The organism is Schaalia sp. (assembly GCF_050312375.1).
GTDB classification, from domain to species: domain Bacteria; phylum Actinomycetota; class Actinomycetes; order Actinomycetales; family Actinomycetaceae; genus Pauljensenia; species Pauljensenia hyovaginalis.
This window is the reverse complement of sequence record NZ_JBNOYB010000105.1, coordinates 74,814-95,243: the sequence shown is the minus strand read 5'-3', so window position 1 is coordinate 95,243 and position 20,430 is coordinate 74,814. Positions and strand designations below refer to the sequence as shown.

Genomic DNA, 20,430 nt, shown 5'->3' with positions numbered 1-20,430 from the left:
CTCAGCCGATCGCCTCCACCCGCGGCACGAGATCCTCCGCCGCGGGCGCCCACGTCTGGGCGACGGCCTCCACCTGTTCGCCCGAACGGATGTCCTTCACCGTGTCCGGCTCGCCCTGCCCGCCCGGGAACCAGACGAAGGGTATGCCGCGCTTATCGGCGAATTTGATCTGCTTGCCGAACTTCGCGGCCGTGGGGGCGACCTCCGTCGCGATGCCGCGGTCCCGCAGAATCCCCGCGATCGCCTCGGAGCGGACACGGTCGTCCTCGTCGGTGACCGCGACCACGACCGCCGCGGGAGACTTGCGCGTGGCGCGCACCATCGGCGCGGAGATCATCCGCGACACGAGACGCGACACGCCGATCGACAGGCCGACGCCGGGATAGGTGCGCTTCCCGTCCTTGGCGAGCGAGTCGTAGCGCCCGCCCGAGCAGATCGATCCCAGGTCCTCGTGGCCCTCGACCACGGATTCGTACACCGAGCCCGTGTAGTAGTCGAGACCGCGGGCGATCTTCAAATCGGCCTCGATCGCACCGGGCATGCGCGCGCCGGCGGTCTCCAGCAGGGCGCACAGCTCGTCCAGGCCCTCGTCGAGGATCTCCCCCGACACGCCCAGCGCCTCGATCCCAGCGCGGATCTCGGCCGGATCGGCGCTGCGGATCGACGCCATGTCGAGGAGCGCGCCCGCCTGTTCGCCCGTGATCCCCGACTCCGCCAGCTCAGCCGCCACGCCCTCGGGCCCGATCTTGTCGATCTTGTCGAGGCCGCGAAGCGCCGCCTCCACGTCCTCGACGCCGAGGGCTTCGCACACGCCCTGGACGACCTTGCGGTTGTTCACCAGAACCGTCACCTTGGGGATCGGGAGCCGGGACAGCGCCTCGGCCATGACGAGGGGCAATTCGACCTCGTAGTGGAAGGGCAGCGCGCCATCGCCGACCACGTCGATATCGGCCTGGATGAACTCGCGGAAGCGGCCGTCCTGCGGCCTCTCGCCCCTCCAGACCTTCTGGATCTGGTAGCGCTTGAAGGGGAAATCGAGATCATTCGCGTTCTCGACCACGTAGCGCGCGAAGGGCACCGTCAGATCGAAGTGGAGGCCGATCCTGCGCTCCCTGCCCGAGTGCCGCCCCGCCTCGGCGTCCTTCAGGGCCTGCAGGCGATCGAGGACGTAGATCTCCTTCGAGGTCTCCCCCTTCGCCTCGAGCTGCTCGAGGGTCTCGACGGCCCGGGTCTCGATCCCGGAGAAGCCGTGGAGCTCGAAGACCTCGCGGATGCGGTCGAGGACGAACTGTTCGATGATGCGGCCCTCGGGGAGCCATTCGGGAAATCCGGAAAGAGATGCGCGTGCCATGGGGGCATTCTCCCACGACACGCGCATCCCTTACGATTCGACGCCGAGTTGCGAGCCTTTCAGCCGATCATGCGGGCCCTGCGCAGGTACGCGTTCGACTCGAGCTCCCCGGCCATCGTCGTCAGCGCGCCGTGCCCGGGGATGAGCAGCGTCGCGGGATCCAGGGCGTTGGCCAGGGTCCTCAAGGAATGACGCATCGCCTGCTCGTCGCCCCCGGGAAGATCCGTGCGCCCCACCGAGCCCGCGAAGATCACATCGGCGCTCAGGGCGAAGGGCGCGGGCTCATCGGCCGCGGCGACCTCGACTCCCCCGCTGTCCACCGACCAGCGCGCCTCGCCGAGGAACACCGACGATCCCTCGGTATGACCGGGTGCCGGGACCATGAGCAGACGGACTCCCGCGACCGCTTCGAATGCGCCGCCGGGCACATCGCGAAGATCAGCGGGGGCGATCCATTCGCCCGCCTCCTCCGGGACGGGCAGCGGCACGTGCGCGGCCGGATCCTGCATGCGGTAGCGATCCGGCCCCGGGATGAAGACGGGGGCCTCGCATCCGCGCTCCTCGATCGCCCAGGACGCGACTTCCCGGCACTGCCACACGTGATCGGGGTGCCCGTGAGTCGCGAGCACCGCTCCGACGCGCGATCCGGTCCGATCGAGGACCTCACGGATCCGATCCGTCACCCCCCACGACGGGTCGACGACGAGGGCGTCCGCGCCTTCATCGGGCACGATCACCACGCAATTCGCCCCGTAGTAGGGGGTCGGGATGACGCTGATGCGCATTTCAGGCCATCGTCGAGCGGATCTGCTCGAGCCAGCTCCGCTTCGTCGCAAGGGCCTCCGCCAGCGCCTTCGCCGAGCCGGCATCGCCCGCCGCCTCAGCGGAGGCCAGTTCGGCCTCGAGCCCCTCGATCTGGGCCTCGAGCTGGCCGAGCATGCCCTGAGCCCTGGCGCGGGTCTCGGGGTTGGTCTGGCGCCACTCCTTCTCCTCGGCTTCACGGATCGCCGTTTCAACCGCGCGCAGACGCGATTCGATCCGATGCAGATCCGACGAGGGCACCCGGCCGATCTCGTCCCAGCGGTCCTGGACTGAACGGAGCGCCGCCTTGGCGGCTTCGAGATCGCTGATCGGCACGATCGCCTCGGCCTCCTCGAGGAGGGCCTCCTTGGCGACGAGGTTCTCACGGTACTCGCTGTCCGTGGCCTCGTCCTTGGCCCGACGCGCGTCGAAGAAGACCTGCTGAGCCGCGCGGAAGCGCGCCCACAGGGCGTCGTCCTCCTTGCGCGAGGCCCGCGGGGCGGCCTTCCAGCGGTTCATCAGCTCCCGGTAGGCGCCCGAGGTCGCGCCCCAATCCGTCGAGGAGGACAGGGCCTCGGCCTCGGCGATCAGGGCCTCCTTCACGCGCTTGGCCTCGGACTGGGCCTGATCGAGGGCGGAGAAGTACTGGCGGCGATGCCGATCGAACTGGGTGCGCGCCGAGGAGAAGCGCTTCCACAGCTCGTCCTCGGTCGCCTTGTCCAGGCGGGGGCCCTTGCGCTGCAGGTTCTTCCACTCGTCGAGCAGCTCGCGCAGGGTCTGACCGGACTGCTTCCAGTGGGTCTTCTCGGGGTCCTGCTCGACGATCGCCTCGGCCTGCTCGACGACGCGGGTGCGCTGGGCGAGCGCCTCCTCGCGAGCGGCCTTGCGCTCGGCCTTGGCCTCCTCCTTGCGGGCCTCCGCCCGCGCCTTCACCGCTTCAACCCGCTCGCGCAGGGCCTGGAGGTCGCCGATCGCCGCCGGTTCCTTCACCGCCTCCACGATGGTCGCGAGCGTCTGATCGATGTCCTTGGGCGACAGGGTCGCAAGGCGGTCCTCGAAGAGCTTCACCGTCGCTTCGAGATCCGCGAAGCGGCGCTCGTAGAGGGCGAAGGGCTCAGCGGGAGCGCCTTCCGGGTATCCGCCGATCTCACGCTCGACACCGGCGTCGATCACGTAGACGCTGCCGTTCTCGTCGATGCGAGCGAACTCGTGGACGAAGGCGGAGGCGCTCGCCGCGGCCGGCGCCTCGTTGGTCGCCGTGGGTCCGGCTTCGGTGGCGGGGACGTTGGCCTGCTCGTTGGGCGTCGTGGTCACGGTATTCCTTTTCGAGGACGAGGGTGCGGGGCACCCGTGCATGGAAGATGCTCCACGCGTGGTGGCGCGAGGTGCTCCGATGTGGCGCACCTCTCCCAGTCTAGGACCACGAGGGGCTCCAACTCGACGCAGTGACCGAATCGAGTCCTGGATGTCACATTCGCCGGGGATTCAGGCCCGGTTCTGTCCCGACAGGCGGACCGCCTCGAAGACCCCGTCGACCCTCCTCAATGCCGAGAGCACCGCGTTGAGATGGCCCATGTCCGCCATTTCGAAGGAGAACTGCGCCGTCGACACCTGATCGTTCGAAGTGTGGGTCGTCGCGGTGATGATGTTCACACCGTAGTCGCTCATCACCCGCGTGAGGTCGGACAGCAGTCCCGAACGGTCCAGGGCCCGGACCCGGATCTGGACGCGGAAGACGTGGCCCGTCACGCCCTCCTCCCACGCGACGTCGATGAAGCGCTCCGGTTGCAGCTCCTGAAGCCGCACGGCGTTCCGGCAGCTCGCCAGATGGACCGAGACGCCCTGGCCGCGCGTGATGAAGCCGACCACCTCGTCCCCGGGCACCGGCGTGCAGCACTTCGCGAGCTTGACCCAGATGTCCTTCGCATCCATCCCCGCGACGGTGATGCCCGAATCCGAGGAAGGCGCCCGGCGCGGGCCCGCAGCCCCCGGCGTCACCGCCTCGGACAGGGTCTCCTCGGTGCCGTCGCCCCCGCCCAGGTTGTCGACGAGCTTCGTCACGACGTTGCGGGGCGAGACCTGGTTCTCCCCCACGGCCGCGTACAGGCTCGAAACATCGGGGTAGCCGAGGGAGTTCGCGACCGAGAGGATCGACTCGTGGTTCATGAGGCGCTGAAGCGGAAGGTTGAGCTTGCGCATCGCCTTCGCGAGCGCCTCCTTGCCGTCCTCGATCGCCTCTTCGCGGCGCTCCTTGGAGAACCACGCCTTGATCTTCGACCTCGCCCTCGGCGATGCGACGAAGGCGAGCCAATCATGGGAGGGCCCCGCCTTGTCGGACTTCGAGGTGACGACCTCGACGGTCTCGCCCGACTCCAGGCGGGTGTCGAGGGAGACGAGACGGCCGTTGACCTTCGCGCCCACCGTCCGGTGCCCGACCTCCGTGTGCACCGCGTAGGCGAAGTCGACGGGCGTGGAACGCGCCGGGAGCACGACGACTTCGCCCTTGGGCGTGAAGACGTAGACCTCGTCGCCGGCGATCTCGTAGCGCAGCGAATCGAGGAATTCCTCGGGATCGCCCGTCTCGCGCTCCATCTCGACGAGGGCGCGCAGCCAGTTCGCCTGCTCGTCCGAGGTCATCTTGTCCGAATCCGGGCCCGTCGCATTCGGGTTCTGCTTGTACTTCCAGTGCGCGGCGACGCCGTGCTCGGCCCGCTCGTGCATCTCGTAGGTGCGGATCTGGATCTCCACCGGCTTGCCGCCCGGCCCGACGACCGTCGTGTGCAGCGACTGGTAGAGGTTGAACTTCGGCATCGCGATGTAGTCCTTGAAGCGACCAGGGATCGGATTCCATCGCCCGTGAAGGGAGCCGAGGACCGAGTAGCAGTCCTTGACCGAGTCGACGAGCACGCGCACCGCGACGAGGTCGAAGATCTCGTCGAAGGCCTTCCCGCGCACGATCATCTTCTGATAGATCGAATAGTGGTTCTTCGGGCGGCCCGACACCGTTCCCTTCGTCCCGGACTTCCTCAGGTCCTCCTCGATCTGGCCGACGACCTCGCGCAGGTAGATCTCGCGCTGCGGCGCCCGCTCTGAGACGAGGTGATCGATCTCCTCGTAGATCTCGGGGTAGAGGGTCTTGAAGGAGAGCTCCTCGAGCTCCCACTTCACCATGTTCATGCCGAGGCGGTGGGCCAGGGGCGCGTAGATCTCGAGCGTTTCGCGGGCTTTGGCCCGCGCCGAGGCCGCGGGCACGAATCTCCAGGTGCGCGCGTTGTGGAGCCGGTCCGCGAGCTTGATGAGGAGGACGCGGATGTCGCGGCTCATCGCGACGATCATCTTGCGCAGGGTCTCCGACTGCGCCGCCGCGCCGTAGCGCACCTTGTCGAGCTTCGTCACCCCATCGACGAGGGCGGCGATCGCCTCCCCGTAGTCGGCGCGCAGCTCATCGACCGTGTAGTCGGTGTCCTCGACGGTGTCGTGAAGGAGGGCCGCGACGAGCGTCGGGGTCGTCATCCCCATCTCGGCGAGGATCGTCGCGACCGCCACCGGGTGGGTGATGTACGGCTCGCCGGACTTGCGCACCTGTCCGCGGTGATGCTCCTCAGCGGTCCGGTAGGCGCGTTCGATGACGGAGACGTCCGCCTTCGGATGATTCGCCCTCAGAGCGCGAACGAGGGGTTCGATCTCGGGAATCGTCGGGCGTGAGCGCGCACCGAACCAGACGAGGCCGGATCGTACGAACGATCCGGCCGCGGGAGGCTTGGAGCCTGCGTCAGTTGTCTGGTCGGTCATGCTCCCATGATAGGGCCTGTGACCTGGGATACACGAAACGAGGCGGTTATACGAGCAGCGCGGACTCGACCTTCACGCCCGATCCGGCGAGCACCTCGCGCCCGTTGAAGGCCTCGAGTTCGAGGAGCACCGCGATCGTCTCGACCTCGGCGCCGCAACGGCGCAGGAGCTCCACCGAGGCGTTCGCCGTCCCGCCCGTCGCGAGGACGTCGTCGACGACCAGCACCCGGGAGCCCGGGCGGACCGACTCGGGACGGATCTCCATGCGGGCGGTCCCGTACTCGAGCGCGTAGTCGACCCCGATCACGTGCCCGGGCAGCTTCCCGGCCTTGCGGATCGTCAGCATGCCGACGCCGAGCTCCGTCGCCAGCGGCGCTCCGAGGATGAAGCCGCGCGACTCCAGGCCCGCAACCGCATCGATCGTGCCCTCGTAGCGCTCCCCCAGGATCTCCATGAGCTCCTTGAAAGCCGGACCGTTCGCGATGAGCGGCGTGATGTCCCGGAAGAGGACGCCCGGCTCGGGGAAGTCGGGGATCAACCCGAGATTCGAGGAGACGAGGTCCCCCACGTGCGCGCCGAGTTCACCGCTCATCGTCCGGCCTTCTTCCTTCTGGGCTGCGAGGCGTTCGGCAGGCGGTGCCCCGGTGCGATCGGCGCCACCTTCACGGCGGCCGATTCGCCCCGGCCCGGGGTCTGCGAAACGGCGAGCCGTCCCGCGCGCTCCTTCGCGACGATCGCATCGTGCTCCTTCGTGCGCGTCAGGCGCTCCTGGAACATCACGAGGAGCGGGGAGGCGATGAAGATCGAGGAGTACGTGCCCGCGATCATGCCGACGAAGAGGGCGAGGGAGATGTCGGTGAGCGTGCCCGTGCCGAGCATGAGCGAGCCGATGATGAGGATCGCGCCCACGGGCAGGAGGGCCACGACGGAGGTGTTGATCGAGCGCACCATCGTCTGGTTCACCGCGAGGTTCACGTACTCGGCGAAGGTGTAGCGCTTCTGGTCGTACACGTCCTGAGTGAGCTCACGGACCTTGTCGAAGACGACGACCGTGTCGTAGAGCGAGTAGCCGAGGATCGTGAGGAAGCCGATCACCGTCGCCGGCGAAACCTCCACCTGGGTGATGACGAAGACCGCCAGGGTCACCGCGACGTCGTGGACGAGGGCGAGCAGCGCGGCCGCCGCCATCGTCCACGAGCGGAAGTACACCGTCATCAAGAGGGCCACGAGCACCATGAAGATGATGAGCGACTGAGCGGCCTTCGAGGTCACCGACTGGCCCCACGAAGGGCCGATCGACGAGGACTGCACGTCGGCGGGATCGACCGAGTAGCCGGCCGCCAGCGCATCGCGGATCTGAGCCGCCTGATCGGAGTCCACCGAGGCCGTCTGGATGCGCACGGAACTCGTGCCGACGCGCGTCACCTTCGCCGTGCCGACGATCTTCGTGGCCGTGACGATCTCGCTCGCCTTCGCCTCCGACTGGTCGGCGACGTTCGCCACGTCGAACTGGGCGCCGCCGGTGAACTCGATCGAGCGGTTGAGGCCCGCGAAGAGCGGCAGGAGCAGGCCGATGACGATGACGAGCGCCGCGATGCCGACGAAGAGCCTGCGCTTGGGGACGACGGCGTAGGACTTGTCACCCGAGTACAGGGCATTGCCCCATTGAGCGAAGGACATCATCACTTGTCTCCGTCCGTGTCGGCGTTCGATTCAAGGCCCGCGGGCGCGGGCGCCTCGGCCTTCGCGGCGAGCCTCGCGGCGCGCCGCCTCTGAGCGATCGAGGAGCCCTCGCCCTCGGGGAGCGCATCCTCGCCCGCCGCCTGGGCGAGGGGGGCGCGCACGGCGACCCGGCCGCGGCCCGCGTACACGAGCCCGGACTTCGCGCCGAGGTGCTCCGGATCGAGGCCGGACAGGGGGTGGCCCTGGCCGAAGAAGCGGGTCCTGATGAGCAGCTCCATCATCGGGTGCGTGAAGAGGAAGATCACGACGAGGTCGATGAGGGTCGTCACGCCGAGCGTGAAGGCGAAGCCCTGGACGCCGCCGACCGCGAGCAGGTAAAGGACCACGGCCGCGACGATGTTGACCGCATCGGAGACGAGGATCGTCCGCTTGGCGCGATCCCAGCCCTCGTCGACTGCGGCGACGAGCGGACGCCCGTCGCGGACTTCATCGCGGACCCTCTCGAAGTACACGATGAAGGAGTCCGCAGTCACGCCGACCGCCATGATCAGGCCCGCGACGCCCGCGAGCGAGAGGCGGTAGCCGAGCGTCCAGGACAGGATCGCGATCGTGAGGTAGGTGAGCCCGGCTGCGAGGATGAGCGAACCCGCGGAGATGATCGACAGGCCCCTGTACTGCCAGATGAGGTAGCAGATGACGAGGAGCAGGCCGATCGCACCGGCGAGCAGGCCCTTCTCCAGGTGATCCGAGCCCAGGGTCGCCGAGATCCTCTGCTCGGACTGGACCTCGAAGTTCAAGGGCAGCGAACCGAAGTTGAGCTGGTTGGCGAGGGCCGTCGCGGACTTCGCCGTGAAGTTGCCCGAGATCTGCGCGCGGCCGTCGGAGATGATCGCGTTCATCGAGGGCGCGGTGATGACGACGCCGTCGAGCACGACGGCGAAGTGATTGCGGTCGGGCTTGCCGAAGAAGGACCGGCCCTGCGCATCCTGGGTCTGGAAGGAGTAGAGGATCTTCGAGGAATCCGCGAACTGCTGGGTCCCGGTCTTGTCGAACTGAAGATCGACCCCCCACTGGCCGGTCGTCTGACCGGTCGAGTTGGTGATCTGACCGGCGTTGGCCGAATCGAGGTTCGCGCCGGCGACGGAGACCGGTCCGAGGAGGTACTTGATCGTGCCCGAGTCGTCGCATGCGGCGAAGGGCTTGTCGGCCGGGCCCTCGCGGCGCTTCGCCGAATCGCCCGCAGCGCAGTCGAGGGTGTAGAAGTCGAAGAGCGCCTGCTCGGTCACCCACGCGAGGTCCGAGGCGTTCTCCGGCGCGGAGGCGGGATCGGCCGAAAGCGCGCCATCGCCGTTCGTGTCCGCGAGCTGCATCGCCGAGGCCTCATCGAGGGCCGTCGAGGTGAGGCGGGTCGACTGGGGCTGATCGCCCGACTGCCCCGCTTCGGCCGACTGAGCGGCGTCGACCGCACCCGACTGAGCGGTCACCGCGGGAGCCGCCGAGGGGGCGGCGGCCTGGGCCGCCGCGATCTGAAGAACGGGCCGGAAGTTCATCTGCGAAGAGGAGCGGATGAGATCGAGGGTCTCCTGGGAGGGTGTTCCCGGGATCGAGACCACGATGTTGTCCTGGCCCATCGACGTGATCTCCGATTCGGCGACGCCGGAGGCGTCGATTCGATTGCGGATGATCGAAATCGCCTGAGTGATGTCCTCTTCGGTGATCTGCCGGTCATCGGCCTCAGCCGATGTCGGGGTGAGGATGAGCTGCGTTCCGCCCTGCAGGTCGAGTGCGAGCGAGGGGACGTAGGACGCCCCCTGTGTGAGGTTGCCGATGACGAGCGCCGTCACGGCCGCGATGATCGCGACGAGCAGGGTGACGAGCGAGCGCAGGGGTCGGCGCTTACGAGTTGACACGATGATTCTCCCGATCCCGGATTACGGGACTTCAGTTCTTCTCTTCGTTTGCCGGGGCTTCGGGCATATCGAGGCCGAGGACCGGTTCGATCGCCTCGGGCTCCTCCTCCGCTTCCTGTGACTCGGCGGCGAAGGGCGGCTGCGTTCCGACTTCACGGATCATCTGGCGATCCCAGTACATCTCCGTGCCGTCGACGGTTTCGAGGACGACGACGTCGCCGTCCTGATCGACGAAACGGCCCCAGAAGCCGACCGCGGTGCGGACCCACGCGCCCGGCACGAGCTCCTCGGCGAGCTGGCGCTCGCGCTCCGCCTGCTTCTCCGCGGCCTTCTGGCGCGAGCGGTTCGAGAACCACATCATCGCGATGAGAAGAATGCCGAGCATGATGAACATGCCGTACTGACTGATGAACTGCTCCACTGATCGCCTCTTTCGTCGGTATGCGCTGACGCGCCCGGGACAGTCTACCCGTAGTCGACGCCGCTGGGCGACGGAGACGCCGATCAGCCGAAGAGAGTCGAATCGGGCGGAGGGGTGAGTCCCAGATGCGTCCAGGCCTTCGGCGTGGCCGCCCGGCCGCGGTTCGTCCGCACGAGGAAGCCCTCCCTCACCAGATAGGGTTCGGCGACCGTCTCCACCGTCTCGGCCTCCTCGCCGACCGTGACCGCGAGGGTCGTCAGACCCACGGGGCCGCCCGCGAAGCGCCGGCACACGGCATCGAGGACGGCGCGGTCCAGCCGGTCGAGTCCGAGCGGGTCGACCTCGAACAGGGCGAGCGCGCCCTTCGCGGCCTCCAGATCGAGCGAGCCCGAACCCCGCACCTGCGCGTAGTCGAGAACCCGCCTGAGCAGGCGGTTCGCGATCCGCGGCGTCCCGCGCGATCGCGACGCGATCTCATGCGCCGCCGAAACGGCGATCGGCGCCCCGAGCAGCTCCGCCGAACGGGTGACCACCGACTCGAGTTCATCGGTCTCGTAGTACTCGAGATGCGCGGTGAACCCGAAGCGATCGCGCAAGGGGGCCGGCAGCAGTCCGGAGCGGGTCGTCGCGCCGACGACGGTGAAGGGCGGAAGCGTGAGGGGGATGGAGGTCGCGCCGGGCCCCTTGCCGACGATGACATCGACGCGGTAGTCCTCCATGGCGAGGTAGAGCATCTCCTCGGCGGTCCGCGCGAGCCGGTGGATCTCGTCGATGAAGAGGACGTCGCCCTCCTGGAGGCCCGAGAGGATCGCGGCGAGATCACCCGCGTGCTGGATCGCAGGACCGGAGGTGAGGCGCAGGGAGGTCCCCATCTCCGCCGCGATGATCATGGCGAGCGTCGTCTTGCCCAGTCCGGGGGGGCCGGCGAGCAGGACGTGATCGGGGGGCGCCCCCCGGCCGCGCGCCGCGTCGAGAACGAGTTGGAGCTGGTCGCGGACGACCCTCTGGCCGACGAACTCGGCGAGGCGCTTGGGCCTCAGCGCGGCTTCGGCGGCCCGTTCGAGCTCACCGGCGTCCGGGGCGACGATCCGCGCGGCCTCGGATCCGAGCATGTCCATGGGTTCAGGCACGTCCGCCTCCCAGTCTCACGAGCGCGGCGCGCAGGAGATCGGATGCGCCCAGCCCCTGGCCCCCGAGGGCGTCGAGGGCGCCTCCCGCTTGCGCGTCGGACCAACCGAGGGAGACGAGGGCGGCGCGCACTTCCGCCTCAACCGCGCCCGAGGAGGCCGGGGCCGATTCCCGGATGCCCTCGAGCGCCGCAGGGACCCCGAGTTTGTCCCCGATTTCGAGGGCCATGCGCTGAGCGGACTTCTTCCCCACGCCGGGGATGCGCTGGAGGGTCGTCAGATCCTGATCGCGGACGGCCCGGCGCAGCTCGTTCGGGGTGAGCACCGCCAGAGCGGCGAGCGCGATCCTGGGCCCGATGCCCGAGACCGTTTGAAGGACGGTGAAGACCTCCCGCTCGTCGGGGGTCTCGAAGCCGACGAGCGACAGCGAATCCTCGCGCACGATGAGACTCGTATGGATCGTCGTCTCCTCACCGGGCGTCAGGGACTGCGAGAGCGCGGGCGCAACCCTCACCGAGAACCCGATGCCCCCGACGAGGAGGACGACCGACTCCAGATCGGTCGACGCAACCGTTCCGGTGAGCTGAGCGATCACTGAAGTCCCTGCTTTCTCTTGCCGAGGGCGAACACCTGTACGATTCTAGCCCCGGCGCAGCCTGGGATCGACGGCTCCGGTGCGGCGTTGCGCCGCTTGGGCCTCCGCCCAGGCCCGTTGGGCGGGGGTCATGCTCCCCTTCGATGTGAGGCGCCCCGAGAGGGAGACGCTCACCGAGGAGTCGTCGCCCGCCCCGAGCAATCCGGTGCCCCGCCACGAATGGCAGATCGCGATGGCCAGGGCGTCGGCGGCGTCGGCGGGGCGCGGCGGAGCGTCGAGCCCGAGGATCCTGGCGATCATCGCCTGGACCTGCGCCTTGCCCGCGCGCCCGTTCCCCGTGACGGCGGACTTCACCTCCGAGGGCGTGTGGACCGCCATCGGCAGTCCCGCCCTGCCCACGCAGGTCATCGCCGCCCCCATGACCTGCATCGTCGTCGTGACCGATTGCAGGTTGTCCTGCGCGAAGACCCTTTCGATGGCGACGACCTCCGGCTCGTAGAGGCGGATCGCCTCATCGATCGCGTCGGCGACCGTCCGCAAGCGGAAGTGCGTGGCGAGGTCCTTGTCGGAACGGGCGACCGATACGTGGACGAGGCGCGCCCTGCGGGCCGCGTCGACGTCGACGACGCCGATGCCGCAGCGCGTGAGTCCGGGGTCGATCCCCATCACCCTCATGGGCCGGTCCTCAAGATCCCCGCACGAGGGAGACGAAGAGCCCGTGCATCCTGCGGTCCCCCCCGATCTCCGGATGGAAGCTCGTCGCGAGCGCCCGGCCGGAGCGAACCGCGACGATCGGCCCGGCCGGATCATCACCGGCACGGGCGAGCACCTCGACGCCCTCCCCCACGGACTCGACCCAGGGGGCCCGGATGAAGACGGCGTGGAAGGGATCGGCGAGACCGCTCACCTCGAGGTCCTCCTCGTAGGAGTCGACCTGGCGTCCGAAGGCGTTGCGGCGCACGACCATGTCGATCGCCCCGAGGCTCTTCTGGTCGGGGCGGCCGTCGAGGATCGACGAGGCGAGCAGGATCATTCCCGCACAGGTGCCCCACACGGGCATCCCCCGCTCGATCCGCGCCTTCAGCGGATCGAAGAGGCCGAAGGCGAGGAGGAGCTTCGACATGGTCGTCGATTCCCCGCCGGGGATGACGAGGCCGTCGACCGCTTCGAGCTCCCCGGGCCTGCGCACTGCGAGCGCGCGGGCGCCGGATTCCTCCAGCGCCCGCACGTGCTCGCCGACATCGCCCTGGAGGGCGAGGACGCCGATCGTCACCATCCGCGCTCCGCGAGACGGTGGCTGACGGGGACGTCATCGACGTTGATTCCGACCATCGCCTCGCCCAGGCCGCGCGAGACCTCCGCGATGACCGCGGGATCGTCGTAGAAGGTCGTCGCCTTGACGATCGCGGCGGCGCGCTTGGCGGGATCACCCGACTTGAAGATGCCCGAGCCGACGAAGACGCCCTCGGCGCCGAGCTGCATCATCATCGCGGCGTCGGCGGGGGTCGCGATGCCGCCGGCGGTGAAGAGCACGACGGGGAGGCGCCCCTCGCGGGCGACCTCGGCGACGAGCTCGTAAGGGGCCTGGAGCTCCTTGGCCGCGACGTAAAGCTCGTCCTCGGGAAGACTCGTGAGGTGGCGGATCTCGTCGCGGATCTTGCGCATGTGGGTCGTCGCGTTCGAGACGTCGCCCGTTCCGGCCTCCCCCTTGGAGCGGATCATCGCCGCGCCCTCGTTGATCCTGCGGAGGGCCTCGCCCAGGTTGGTCGCACCGCAGACGAAGGGGACGGTGAAGTTCCACTTGTCGATGTGGTGGGAGTAGTCGGCCGGGGTGAGGACCTCGGATTCGTCGATGTAGTCGACGCCGAGGGACTGGAGGACCTGTGCCTCGACGAAGTGCCCGATGCGGGCCTTCGCCATGACGGGGATCGACACGGCGTTGATGATGCCGTCGATGAGGTCGGGGTCCGACATGCGGGCGACGCCGCCCTGGGCGCGGATGTCCGCCGGGACGCGCTCGAGCGCCATGACGGCGACCGCGCCCGCGTCCTCGGCGATCTTCGCCTGCTCGGGGGTGACGACGTCCATGATGACGCCGCCCTTGAGCATCTGGGCCATTCCTCGCTTGACGCGAGCGGTTCCGACCTCGCGGGTGGACTCGGCCTCGGCCATGGTCACTCCTCTTCCTCGAGCTGCGCGCGGACCTCGTCGGGCAGCGTCATGTTCGTGTAGATGTTCTGGACGTCATCGGAATCCTCGAGGGCGTCGATGAGCTTGTTGACCTTGAGGGCCCCTTCGAGGTCGAGCTCGACCTCGGTCGAGGCGACGAACTGGACCTCGGCGGAGTCGTAATCGATGCCGGCGGCCTGGAGGGCCTTGCGGACCTCGATGAGGTCGGAGGGATCGGATTCGACGACGAAGAGCTCGCCCTCGGCGGTAACGTCCTCGGCGCCCGCGTCGAGCACCGCTTCGGTGAGCGCGTCCTCATCGACGCCTTCTGCGGGGACCTCGATGACGCCCCGGCGCGAGAAGAGGTAGGAGACCGAACCGGGATCGGCGAGGGAGCCGCCGTGACGGGTGAAGCCGAGGCGGACGTCGGAGGCCGCGCGGTTGCGGTTGTCGGTGAGGCACTCGACGAGGAAGGCGACGCCGTTGGGCCCGTAGCCCTCGTACATGATCGTCTCATAGTTCGCGCCGCCGGCCTCGGCGCCCGAACCGCGCTTGACGGCGCGCGTGATGTTATCGGCGGGGACGGAGTTCTTCTTCGCCTTCTGGATCGCGTCGAAGAGGGTCGGGTTGCCCGCGGGGTCGCCACCGCCCGTGCGCGCGGCGACTTCGATGTTCTTGATGAGTCGCGCGAAGAGCTTGCCGCGCTTGGCGTCGATCGCGGCCTTCTTGTGCTTGGTGGTCGCCCACTTGGAGTGTCCCGACATCAGTGCTCCCTCTTGGGATGGATTGAATACCGGGCCATTCTACCGACCGCGAAAGCCCGCTTCGAGATGGGGGCGCTCGGCGTGGGACGAGGTGACGAATCACTCGAAGCGGGGAGCGACGAGCATCTCGACGCCGAGGCCCGCGCCCTCAAGGGCCTCGAGGGCGGACGGGTAGCGGATGACGAGCGCGCCCGCAGTCGGCATCCCCCGCGCGAGCAAGGCCTTCGCCTCCTCATCGCCGAGGAGGAGGCCCGCTTGCGAGATCGTCGGCTCGTGACCGACGACGAGCAGTGTCCCGGCGTCGAGTGCGCGCGCATCCGCGAGCAGTGAGTGGGCGCCTTCGAGGTAGAGCGCGGAGTGCGTGAGCGACTGCGAGACGCTGAGGGACCGGGCGATCCCCTCGAAGGTGCGCCGTGCGCGCAGCGCCGGGGAGACGAGGGCGAGATCGACGGCCCCTGAGACGGGGGCGAGCATCCTTCCGAGCTCGAGGGCGCGCATGGCCCCCGAGGGCGTCAGCTCGCGCAGTTCGTCGCGGGGCCCGCCGGGGCGGGCATCGGCGTGCCTAACGAGGATGAGGGTGCGCTGTTCCATGCGGGAACACTACAGTGCCGAAGGGAGGAGGAGGTCGACATGGCTTTGGCACGCGGACCCGAAGAGGGGGTGTGCGCGGCGCGGGAGTGCTCGCGACCGGCGACCCTGCGCATCGAGTGGTCGAACCCGAAGATCCCCTGGGCGGCCTCGAAGGTCTGGCTCTCATGCGCCGAGCATGAGGCCTTCCTCGCCGACTACATGCGCTACCGGGGCTTCCCCTTCGAGATCGCGCCGATCGGGGATGCTCAGGACTGAGGGCGCTCCCAGGCGTCCACCGGACGATCATTCCAGGTGCGCGCGCGGAGCGCGCCGATGAGGCGGCCCGGGTCCTCGGCGCCCAGATCGTCGGGCCACTCGCATACGACGGTGCCCGTGTTCCCCATGAAATGCGTCATCACCAGGTCGCCGGAGATGTTGTCGGCGAGCGTCGAGGCGAGCAGCCGCAGGAGCGCGCCGTGCGCCACGATCACTCCGACTCCCCCGGCATCGATCGCGCGCACGCGCCGGGCGACCTCGGCCACGACGGGGAGCGCGCGCGAGAGCGCCTCGCTCCCGGTCTCCCCGCCCCGCATCCTGAAGTCCTGATGCGCATGCGACCAGCGCCCCGTGCCCTCGACGTAGAGCGAATCCGAATGCGGATCCGCGTTCATCTCCACATCGCCCGAGCGCAGCTCACGGATCCCCGGGCGGATGAGCGGCGTGAGGCCGTACTTCGCGCACAGCGGCGCGCAGGTCTGGCGCGTCCTCGTCAAGGGGGAGACCGCCAGGACGAGGGGCGGGCCCGCGACCTCCCTCTCCCACCGCTCGGCGAGGCGCTCGGCCTGAGCGAGGCCATCGGGAGTGAGCGGCAGACCGGGCCTGCCCGTATCGAGGGCGTGCGCCCTGTTCGCGTAGGTCTCGCCGTGACGGACGAGGACAAGTTCCATTCGTTCCCTCAATCATTCCCAGAAGAGCCGGTCCATCACGGCCCGGCTCCGCCTCGCCGCCCTCATCCAGTCCTCCTCCAGATCGGCCTCGGAGCCGGCCCGGTAGCCGAGCACGCGGGCGAGCGGAATGAGCTCGCGCGCATCGCGCGGCAGGGCGTCGAGCTTGGCGCCCGACATCCTACCCGTCGTCAGGACGTTGCCCGCCCGGATCCGCGAGGCGAGACTCCACGCGGCGGACAGGACCTCGCCGTCCTCGGCGCTGATCGCGCCTCCCGCGACGAGGGCCTCCAGGGCCTCCATCGTCGAGGGCGAGCGGAATGCCGGATGATCGGAGGCCAGGCGGAGCTGGAGGAGTTGAACGACCCACTCGACGTCGCTGAGCCCTCCGGGGCCGAGCTTCACGTGGCGCGCGGGTTCGGCGCCCCGGGGGAGGCGCTCGCTCTCCATCCGCGCTTTGAGGAGGCGGATGTCCTTGAGCCCGGCTGCGCTGAGGGGCCCGGACCAGCGGAGAGCGTCGATCGCGTCCCCCGCGGATGCGAGGAGCTCGGCCGGTCCGGCGACGGGGCGGGCCCGCAGGAGCGCCTGGCGCTCCCAGGTCGAGGACCACTTCGAGTAGTAGTCCCTCAGCGAATCGACGGTCCGCGACATCGGCCCCGATCTGCCCTCGGGACGCAGATCGAGGTCGAGGGCGACGCTCATCTGCGAGGTCGTCCTGCCCAGGAGCGCCTTGACGCGGTTGACGATCCACGTCGCCGACTCCGCGGCCTCCGCGGCGCTCGCGCCCCCGGCCTCGGCGTGACAGGCGATGACGTCGGCGTCCGAGGCGTAGGAGGACTCCGATCCCCCGTAGCGGCCCATCGCGAAGAAGACGACGCGCGCCCTATCGGCCCCGTGGCGCGCCGCGTCCTCGCGCTGGGCGATGTCCAGCGCGCCGATGAGGGCAGCGTCCGTCGCCTGGGCGATCGCCTTCCTCGTCGGCGCGATCCCGATGAGCAGATCCGCCATCGCCGAACGGAGGAGTTCGCGCGAGCGCACGGCGCGCGTGCGGGCAGCCGCGTCCTCGGCATCCGGGTGCCTGCCGATGAGCGAATCGACTTCCTTGGCGAGCGCCCCGGGCGTCCGGGCTTCGAGGTCCGCGTCGGAGTCGAGCCAGGCGATCGCCTCGGGGGCGGTCGACAGCGCCTCGGCGATCCATCGCGAATTCGGGAGCATCCGGCACAGGCGCGAGGCCGCGACCCCCGAATCGCGCAGCAGCGCGAGGTACCAGTGCGAGTCGCCGATCTGCTCGGACAGCGTCCTGAAGGACAGCAGGCCGAGATCGGGATCGGCGCCGTCGGCGAGCCAGGAGATGAACACGGGGAGCAGATGGCGCTGGATGAGCGCACGCCTGCTCGTCCCCCGCGTGAGCGCCCCGATGTGCCCGAGCGCCCCGTTCGGGTCGATGTAGCCGATCGCGGCCAGCCTGGCGCGCGCGCCTTCTTCGTCCAGGGCCGCCTCATCCGGGCTCAGACCCGCGGTCGCGGTGATGATCGGGCGGTAGAAGACCTCCTCGTGCAACTCGCGCACCCTGGAGCGGACGCGCTCCAGTTCGCGCAGGAAGTCGTCCTGCGTCGCGAAGCGCGCCGGATCGATCGCCCGGCCGATGCTGCGCAGCTCCGCGGCGGAGGTGGGGACGAGGTGGGTCCTCCGCATCCTGGTCAGCTGGACCCTGTGCTCGACGGCCCGCAAGAAGCAGTAGTGGCCCCTGAGCTCGGCCGCATCGCTGCGGGCGACGTAGCCGCCAGCGCTCAGCGCGTCGATCGCCTCGACCGTCGAGGCGACCCGCAAGGACTCGTCGGTCCTGCCGTGGACGAGCTGAAGCAACTGGACCGTGAATTCCACGTCGCGCAGCCCGCCCCGGCCGAGTTTGAGCTCCCGATCGGCCTGATTGCGGGGAATGGAGTCCTCGACCCGGCGGCGCATGGCCCGCGCGTTCTCGACGAAGCCCTCGCGCCCCGCGGCCGACCACACGAACTCCGAAGCGGTCAGGGCGAATCGCCTGCCGAGCTCCGCATCCCCGGCGGCCGGGCGCGCCTTGAGCAGCGCCTGGAACTCCCAGTTCTGCGCCCACTTCCTCCAGTACTGGACGTAGGAGTCCAAGGTGCGCACGAGCACGCCGTTGCGGCCCTCGGGACGCAGATTCGCATCGACGGTCCACAGGGGCTGCTCGGCGCCCGCCCCCGAACACGCCTGGGCGGCGATCGCCGCCAAACGGGCCCCCAGTTCCACCGCCTCGCGCTCATCGACGCCCTCAGCGGGCTCCACGACGTAGACGACGTCCACATCCGACACGTAGTTGAGTTCGCGCGCCCCGGTCTTCCCCATCGCGATGACGGCCAGGCGCGCGCGCCCCTCGGGATCGATGTCCCTCCTGGCCAGGGCGAGCGCGGCCTCCAGGGCCGCATCGGCCAGATCCGAGAGCCTGCGGCCCACCGAGGGCACGTCCCCAACGGGATCCGGACTCGCGAGGTCGTCGGCGACGAGGTCGAGGAGGACCCTCCGGTAGGCCCGCCTCATGTCATCGGCGCTCGCCCGGGGCGCGGCGATCGGGAGATCCGCGCCCGGATCCGCTCCGAGCGACTCAAGAAGCGCGCGGCGGGCGGGCGGGGGCTCGACCCAGACGCCCTCGGCGCGCGAGGGGTCCGCGACGAGATGATCGCCCCACCACGGCGAAGCGCCGAGCACCCCGACCAGTCGGGCGAGCCGGTCCCCGCCCTCGTCGATGAGGCCGGACAGCACCCGCGGATCCGCCTCGGCCAATCGGAGCGCCGTCAGCGCGGCGAGATCCGGATCCGCGCAGCGGGCGCAGAGCCTCACCCACGCCTCGGGGTCGCCCGGGAGAGCGGCGAGGAAGGACTCGGCCCGAAGGGGGTCCAGGAACCCAGCTTGCCGCAGGCCCTTCGAGGTCACGGGCATCAGTAGACCTTGAGGAACTGGCGGATCTCCTGCGGAGTGATCTGGCGGCGGTACTCCAGCCACTCGTTCTCCTTGTTCCGCACGACGTAGTCGAAGACCTCCTCGCCGAGGGCCGCCGCGACGAGGTCGGATTCGCGCATGAGCCTCACCGCGGACGAGAGCGACGAGGGAAGGGCCTCGATGCCCAGGACCTGGCGCTCGCGGTCGGTGAGGTCCCAGACGTTGTCCTCCGCCTCGTCCATGAGCTCGAGGCGCCGTTCGATCCCGTCGAGTCCGGCCGCGATGAGGACCGCGAGGGCGAGGTAGGGGTTCGCCGCAGGATCGAGGGCCCGGTACTCGATGCGGGCCGCCCGCCGCTTGTCCGGCTTGTACACCGGAACGCGGATGAGCGCGGACCTGTTGTTGTGGCCCCAGCAGACGAAGGAGGGCGCCTCTCCCCCGCCCCACAGGCGCTTGTAGGAGTTCACGTGCTGGTTCGTGACCGCCGTGATCTCCCGCGCGTGCGCGAGCAGGCCCGCGATGAACCAGCGCCCCGTCCGCGACAGCTGGTACTCGCCCGACGGGTCGTAGAAGGCGTTCTCCTCGCCCTCGAAGAGGGACAGGTGCGTGTGCATCCCCGAACCCGGGTGGTCGATGAAGGGCTTGGGCATGAAGGTCGCGACCAGGTCCTCGCGGAGCGCGACCTCCTCGATGACCGTGCGCGCCGTCATGATGTTGTCCGCCGCGGTCACCGCATCGACCGCGCGCAGATCGATCTCGTTCTGCCCCGGCCCGCCCTCGTGATGGGAGAACTCGACGGGGATGCCCATGTCCTCGAGCATTCTCACGGCTCTGCGGCGGAAGTCGTTCGAATCGCCGCGCGCGACGTGATCGAAGTAGCCGGCGTTGTCGACGGGCACCATGCGGTCGACCGAGACCGGCGGCCGCAGGAGGTAGAACTCGATCTCCGGATGGACCATCACCGTGAAGCCCAGCCCCCTGGCGCGCGCCACGACCCGCTCCAGCACCGCCCGCGGATCCGAGTGGGCCTGCTGCCCGTCGGGCGTGTACACGTCGCAGAACATGCGGGCGACGGGATCGGCGGCGCCCCTCCACGGCAGGAGCTGGAAGGTCTGCGCGTCCGGCCGGAGCAGCATGTCGGACTCGTGCACGCGCGTGAGCCCCTCGATCGAGGAACCGTCGAAACCGATGCCCTCCGTGAAGGCGTCCTCGAGTTCGCCCGGGTCGATCGCCACGGACTTGAGGACGCCGGCGACGTCGGTGAACCACAGTCGAATGAAGCGGATGTCGCGCTGGGCGACTTCCCGCATCACCTGTTCCTGCTGACGGTCCATGTCTCCTCGTC

Annotated in this window: 19 protein-coding genes; 1 reads left to right on the top strand and 18 read right to left on the bottom strand. The window is 69.3% G+C overall.

What is annotated here, in order from left to right; translation table 11 throughout:
- Position 1: 1 nt before the first annotated feature.
- The 15 genes from hisS to ACQY7V_RS08400 form a co-directional block, all read right to left on the bottom strand.
- Positions 2 to 1,351 carry a histidine--tRNA ligase gene (hisS, locus tag ACQY7V_RS08470; RefSeq protein WP_320836382.1) on the bottom strand — a complete coding sequence of 450 codons (1,350 nt, stop codon included), beginning with the start codon at positions 1,349 to 1,351 and terminating at the stop codon, positions 2 to 4.
- A 59-nt stretch (positions 1,352 to 1,410) separates the two neighbouring features.
- Complete coding sequence (locus tag ACQY7V_RS08465; protein WP_154477513.1) at positions 1,411 to 2,136, bottom strand: MBL fold metallo-hydrolase; 726 nt, start codon at positions 2,134 to 2,136, stop codon at positions 1,411 to 1,413.
- Position 2,137: 1 nt separating this feature from the next.
- Entirely contained in the window at positions 2,138 to 3,466 is a 1,329-nt protein-coding gene (locus tag ACQY7V_RS08460) for a DUF349 domain-containing protein (protein ID WP_235360962.1), read from the bottom strand.
- Between the two features lie 171 nt (positions 3,467 to 3,637).
- Complete coding sequence (locus tag ACQY7V_RS08455) at positions 3,638 to 5,944, bottom strand: RelA/SpoT family protein (protein ID WP_235360963.1); 2,307 nt, start codon at positions 5,942 to 5,944, stop codon at positions 3,638 to 3,640.
- A gap of 46 nt (positions 5,945 to 5,990) precedes the next feature.
- Positions 5,991 to 6,536 (bottom strand): adenine phosphoribosyltransferase, encoded by a 546-nt coding sequence (locus ACQY7V_RS08450; protein WP_235360964.1) that lies wholly within the window; start codon positions 6,534 to 6,536, stop codon positions 5,991 to 5,993.
- Complete coding sequence (secF, locus tag ACQY7V_RS08445) at positions 6,533 to 7,627, bottom strand: protein translocase subunit SecF (RefSeq protein WP_320836381.1); 1,095 nt, start codon at positions 7,625 to 7,627, stop codon at positions 6,533 to 6,535. Before secF ends, ACQY7V_RS08450 begins: the two co-directional genes overlap by 4 nt.
- On the bottom strand, positions 7,627 to 9,537 hold the full coding sequence (gene secD, locus ACQY7V_RS08440) for a protein translocase subunit SecD (RefSeq protein ID WP_320836380.1): 1,911 nt from the start codon (positions 9,535 to 9,537) through the stop codon (positions 7,627 to 7,629). The genes secF and secD overlap by 1 nt, the downstream gene beginning before the upstream one ends.
- Positions 9,538 to 9,568: 31 nt before the next feature.
- Positions 9,569 to 9,958, bottom strand: a complete 390-nt coding sequence (locus ACQY7V_RS08435) for a preprotein translocase subunit YajC (protein WP_235360967.1) — start codon at positions 9,956 to 9,958, stop codon at positions 9,569 to 9,571.
- An 83-nt stretch (positions 9,959 to 10,041) separates the two neighbouring features.
- Positions 10,042 to 11,076 (bottom strand): Holliday junction branch migration DNA helicase RuvB, encoded by a 1,035-nt coding sequence (ruvB, locus tag ACQY7V_RS08430; RefSeq protein WP_154477869.1) that lies wholly within the window; start codon positions 11,074 to 11,076, stop codon positions 10,042 to 10,044.
- A gap of 4 nt (positions 11,077 to 11,080) precedes the next feature.
- Complete coding sequence (ruvA, locus tag ACQY7V_RS08425; RefSeq protein WP_235360968.1) at positions 11,081 to 11,680, bottom strand: Holliday junction branch migration protein RuvA; 600 nt, start codon at positions 11,678 to 11,680, stop codon at positions 11,081 to 11,083.
- A gap of 45 nt (positions 11,681 to 11,725) precedes the next feature.
- Positions 11,726 to 12,355 (bottom strand): crossover junction endodeoxyribonuclease RuvC, encoded by a 630-nt coding sequence (gene ruvC / locus ACQY7V_RS08420; protein WP_154477503.1) that lies wholly within the window; start codon positions 12,353 to 12,355, stop codon positions 11,726 to 11,728.
- A gap of 10 nt (positions 12,356 to 12,365) precedes the next feature.
- Positions 12,366 to 12,956: a pyridoxal 5'-phosphate synthase glutaminase subunit PdxT gene (gene pdxT, locus ACQY7V_RS08415; protein WP_235360969.1), complete on the bottom strand. Its 591-nt coding sequence runs from the start codon at positions 12,954 to 12,956 to the stop codon at positions 12,366 to 12,368.
- Positions 12,950 to 13,852: a pyridoxal 5'-phosphate synthase lyase subunit PdxS gene (gene pdxS, locus ACQY7V_RS08410; RefSeq protein WP_303775994.1), complete on the bottom strand. Its 903-nt coding sequence runs from the start codon at positions 13,850 to 13,852 to the stop codon at positions 12,950 to 12,952. The genes pdxT and pdxS overlap by 7 nt, the downstream gene beginning before the upstream one ends.
- 2 nt (positions 13,853 to 13,854) lie before the next feature.
- The gene (locus tag ACQY7V_RS08405) at positions 13,855 to 14,613 is read right to left on the bottom strand and encodes a YebC/PmpR family DNA-binding transcriptional regulator (RefSeq protein ID WP_154477497.1); all 759 of its coding nucleotides are present in this window, start codon (positions 14,611 to 14,613) and stop codon (positions 13,855 to 13,857) included.
- 99 nt (positions 14,614 to 14,712) lie between these two features.
- On the bottom strand, positions 14,713 to 15,204 hold the full coding sequence (locus ACQY7V_RS08400) for a SixA phosphatase family protein (RefSeq protein ID WP_303772256.1): 492 nt from the start codon (positions 15,202 to 15,204) through the stop codon (positions 14,713 to 14,715).
- Between the two features lie 39 nt (positions 15,205 to 15,243).
- Here ACQY7V_RS08400 and ACQY7V_RS08395 point away from each other — a divergent pair, with 39 nt between their 5' ends.
- Positions 15,244 to 15,459, top strand: coding sequence for a hypothetical protein (locus ACQY7V_RS08395; RefSeq protein ID WP_154477493.1), 216 nt, complete (start codon positions 15,244 to 15,246; stop codon positions 15,457 to 15,459).
- Here the strand turns inward: ACQY7V_RS08395 and ACQY7V_RS08390 are convergent.
- Genes ACQY7V_RS08390 through ACQY7V_RS08380 form a run of 3 tightly spaced genes read right to left on the bottom strand, consistent with a single transcriptional unit; the run spans position 15,450 to position 20,419 of the window.
- Positions 15,450 to 16,130 carry a histidine phosphatase family protein gene (locus ACQY7V_RS08390; RefSeq protein WP_320836378.1) on the bottom strand — a complete coding sequence of 227 codons (681 nt, stop codon included), beginning with the start codon at positions 16,128 to 16,130 and terminating at the stop codon, positions 15,450 to 15,452. The genes ACQY7V_RS08395 and ACQY7V_RS08390 overlap by 10 nt on opposite strands.
- A gap of 12 nt (positions 16,131 to 16,142) precedes the next feature.
- Complete coding sequence (locus ACQY7V_RS08385; RefSeq protein WP_320836377.1) at positions 16,143 to 19,085, bottom strand: bifunctional [glutamine synthetase] adenylyltransferase/[glutamine synthetase]-adenylyl-L-tyrosine phosphorylase; 2,943 nt, start codon at positions 19,083 to 19,085, stop codon at positions 16,143 to 16,145.
- The gene (locus ACQY7V_RS08380; protein WP_235360972.1) at positions 19,085 to 20,419 is read right to left on the bottom strand and encodes a glutamine synthetase family protein; all 1,335 of its coding nucleotides are present in this window, start codon (positions 20,417 to 20,419) and stop codon (positions 19,085 to 19,087) included. The genes ACQY7V_RS08385 and ACQY7V_RS08380 overlap by 1 nt, the downstream gene beginning before the upstream one ends.
- Between the last annotated feature and the right edge of the window lie 11 nt (positions 20,420 to 20,430).

Bases quoted from the DNA above. Each gene is read 5' to 3' on its own strand.
- hisS (WP_320836382.1), bottom strand. From the start codon at position 1,351: ATGGCACGCGCATCTCTTTCCGGATTTCCCGAATGGCTCCCCGAGGGC.
- ACQY7V_RS08465 (WP_154477513.1), bottom strand. From the start codon at position 2,136: ATGCGCATCAGCGTCATCCCGACCCCCTACTACGGGGCGAATTGCGTG.
- ACQY7V_RS08455 (WP_235360963.1), bottom strand. From the start codon at position 5,944: ATGACCGACCAGACAACTGACGCAGGCTCCAAGCCTCCCGCGGCCGGA.
- ACQY7V_RS08450 (WP_235360964.1), bottom strand. From the start codon at position 6,536: ATGAGCGGTGAACTCGGCGCGCACGTGGGGGACCTCGTCTCCTCGAAT.
- secF (WP_320836381.1), bottom strand. From the start codon at position 7,627: ATGATGTCCTTCGCTCAATGGGGCAATGCCCTGTACTCGGGTGACAAG.
- ruvB (WP_154477869.1), bottom strand. From the start codon at position 11,076: ATGGACATGCTCGGATCCGAGGCCGCGCGGATCGTCGCCCCGGACGCC.
- ruvC (WP_154477503.1), bottom strand. From the start codon at position 12,355: ATGAGGGTGATGGGGATCGACCCCGGACTCACGCGCTGCGGCATCGGC.
- pdxT (WP_235360969.1), bottom strand. From the start codon at position 12,956: ATGGTGACGATCGGCGTCCTCGCCCTCCAGGGCGATGTCGGCGAGCAC.
- pdxS (WP_303775994.1), bottom strand. From the start codon at position 13,852: ATGGCCGAGGCCGAGTCCACCCGCGAGGTCGGAACCGCTCGCGTCAAG.
- ACQY7V_RS08405 (WP_154477497.1), bottom strand. From the start codon at position 14,613: ATGTCGGGACACTCCAAGTGGGCGACCACCAAGCACAAGAAGGCCGCG.
- ACQY7V_RS08400 (WP_303772256.1), bottom strand. From the start codon at position 15,204: ATGGAACAGCGCACCCTCATCCTCGTTAGGCACGCCGATGCCCGCCCC.
- ACQY7V_RS08395 (WP_154477493.1), top strand. From the start codon at position 15,244: ATGGCTTTGGCACGCGGACCCGAAGAGGGGGTGTGCGCGGCGCGGGAG.
- ACQY7V_RS08390 (WP_320836378.1), bottom strand. From the start codon at position 16,130: ATGGAACTTGTCCTCGTCCGTCACGGCGAGACCTACGCGAACAGGGCG.
- ACQY7V_RS08385 (WP_320836377.1), bottom strand. From the start codon at position 19,085: ATGCCCGTGACCTCGAAGGGCCTGCGGCAAGCTGGGTTCCTGGACCCC.
- ACQY7V_RS08380 (WP_235360972.1), bottom strand. From the start codon at position 20,419: ATGGACCGTCAGCAGGAACAGGTGATGCGGGAAGTCGCCCAGCGCGAC.